A 2427-nucleotide genomic window follows, 5' to 3' on the forward strand; every position below is an offset into this window, starting at 1 on the left:
GGCGCTCTACCAACTGAGCTAAGCGACCTAAAATTTAAAAAATATCTGGCGACCCTTAGAGGATTTGAACCTCTGTTTCTACACAGAGAAAGTAGAGTCCTGAGCCACTAGACGAAAGGGTCATAAACCCAAAAATGGTGTCCTGCGTTGGATTCGAACCAACGGCCCCCTCATTAAAAGTGAGATGCTCTACCGACTGAGCTAGCAAGACATTTGCTTAAAAAAGAATTGAGATTATACAAAAAACATTATTACATGTCAAGAAAAGGATGTTTAAAATTTGTTTTTAGCTAACATGGTTGCATGGTTAGGTTGGCATCAATAAGTTTTCAAAATAAAATATATTATAAAGCCCACTTGTAAGATATGCGGACACCAAATGGATGAATATTGGATTTACTAAGACATGTTTTTATTATAAAGTTTTTCTTATTAAGTATCTTACTTTTTAGCCTCATGTGGACAGCTATTGCCACACAATAGATGATGCGTGATTCGTGGTAAAAATTGTGAATAATATGGATCAACGATATTGTTTGTACATATGGCTAAATAAATTATTTTGAAATAATAAATTGATGCTATAGAGTTATTTAAAGACAGTATATATTTGAGATATCCACCTGAATAAATTCTAATTGTCTCGTGTAAGTTAAACCAAAATTATAGATAGTACTTGAAAAATATTTTAAATTGCAGTCAATAAATAAAAATCTATAAGAACATAAATCTAGGATATTTAAGATTAGGATTAAACCCCATTAATAGGGGTTTAATAAATTAAATAATTATAGTCCATCAAAAGGATTTGAAACTACATCTTTGCGATCTACTATGTAAGGTATAATAGCTGCATGACGAGCTCTTTTGATCGCTTTTTCTACCATCTCTTGATGTCTTTTTGATGTGCCAGTTAAACGTCTTGGCATGATTTTAAATCTCTCTGATAAACAATACTTTAAAAGAGAAGTATCTTTATAATCTATAAAATCAATTTTTGCTTCTGTAAATTTGCAATATTTACGTGAATATTTTCTTTTTTCTGCCATTTTCTATCCTTTAAATTAAAACGGTATTTCGTTGTCGCCATCAAAATTATCGGCGTCAATGTTTATATCAGGGATTTTTTCCTCATAGTACTCTTCTTGTACTTTTTTATTTTGTGGTTGCATTTGCTGTCTTTGTGATGCTGAATTTTGATATCCACCATTACCATAGCTATTATTTGAACCATTATTTCGTTGTTGTGAGTACGAACTATTTTGATTAAATCCACCTTGACTTTGTCCATTAGCTCCGCTATTTCCGCCAAGCATCTCCATATTTTCAACTACGATTGAGTGCTTTGAACGGTTTTGTCCGTTATTGTCGGTCCATTGATCAAATTTTAATCTTCCTTCAACCAGAAGCTTGGAGCCTTTGCTTAAATATTGATTTGCTATCTCAGCTGATTTGCCAAAGAACGATATGTCAATAAAGCATGTCTCTTCACGTTTTTCGCCGTTAGTATTAAATTTTCTAGTAACAGCAATACCGGAATTTCCTATAGCAGATCCACTAGTAGTGTATCTTAGCTCGATATCTCTTGTTAAATTCCCAACTAGTACTACTTTATTGAACATTTTTTATCCTTGATTATTCTTCTGTAAAAGTTTGCTCGTCTACTTTTTCAACTCTTGGCTCACGCGGTGCTCTTGGCTCACGAGGCTCTTTTTTTATGGTTTGTTTGATACCTTTGCAAAGTCTTTCCCAAGCTGCGATTTCGCGTTTATTTTCATATTTAACGCTTAAAAATCTTATGATATCTTCAGTGATCCTTACATTTCTTGTAAGCTCTGCAAGAAGTGCTGGTGGAGCTTTGTAATAGATAACAAAGTATGTTCCACGCTCGTATTTTTTGATGGTATAAGCTAGCTTTCTAGTGCCCATCTCAACAACAGTAGCGATCTCGCCGCCGTTTTTTGTTATAACTTCTTTTACGAAGTCAACTTTAGCTTTAACTTCTTCTTCCGTTAATGTTGGCTTAAGAATAAATAAAAGCTCGTAATGTTTCATTTCTTCTCCTTATGGATATTTAGCTCACTTTGTGAGCAAGGATTTTGCTTTAAGCAAGGGTGGATTTTAGCTTAAAGTTACTTAATATTTGCTGTTGATATAAGATGTTGCAAATTTAAAATAGTTGATAATACAAAAATTTCTTTGTCCATTTTTGTGTTTGTTTTTAGCTCCAACTCGGCTAAATTTAGCGTTTTAAATATTTCCAAATAGGTATTTAAATTTAGTTTTAAGCTATTTGCTTTTAATAAATTTACAACATTTACAGGCGGTTGATAACCAATTGCCTCATCTAAATTTAATCGGCCATTTATCTTGATGTAAGAGTAAATTTTAAATAGCCTAAAAAATGCTTTGTAAAGTGAGTTTAGA

3 protein-coding genes, 2 tRNA genes and 1 pseudogene are annotated in these 2427 nt (G+C 32.6%); all 6 read right to left on the reverse strand.

What is annotated here, in order from left to right; genetic code table 11:
* Nucleotides 1–46 precede the first annotated feature (46 nt).
* Nucleotides 47–122: transfer RNA gene (locus FZ949_RS07820), tRNA-Glu, on the reverse strand.
* Nucleotides 123–135: 13 nt separating this feature from the next.
* Nucleotides 136–211, reverse strand: a tRNA-Lys gene (locus FZ949_RS07825).
* A gap of 577 nt (nt 212–788) precedes the next feature.
* Nucleotides 789–1049: a 30S ribosomal protein S18 gene (gene rpsR, locus FZ949_RS07830; protein ID WP_021091467.1), complete on the reverse strand. Its 261-nt coding sequence runs from the start codon at nt 1047–1049 to the stop codon at nt 789–791.
* Nucleotides 1050–1064: 15 nt separating this feature from the next.
* A complete protein-coding gene (locus FZ949_RS07835) occupies nt 1065–1622 on the reverse strand; it encodes a single-stranded DNA-binding protein (protein WP_103579918.1) in 558 nt (185 codons plus the stop codon).
* A gap of 13 nt (nt 1623–1635) precedes the next feature.
* A complete protein-coding gene (gene rpsF / locus FZ949_RS07840) occupies nt 1636–2055 on the reverse strand; it encodes a 30S ribosomal protein S6 (protein ID WP_021091458.1) in 420 nt (139 codons plus the stop codon).
* 77 nt (nt 2056–2132) lie between these two features.
* Nucleotides 2133–2427, reverse strand: a pseudogene (locus FZ949_RS09650) (DNA polymerase III subunit delta); the annotation flags it as partial.

Source organism: Campylobacter concisus, assembly GCF_902460545.1.
In the GTDB taxonomy this organism is placed as follows: Bacteria; Campylobacterota; Campylobacteria; order Campylobacterales; family Campylobacteraceae; genus Campylobacter_A; species Campylobacter_A concisus_AE.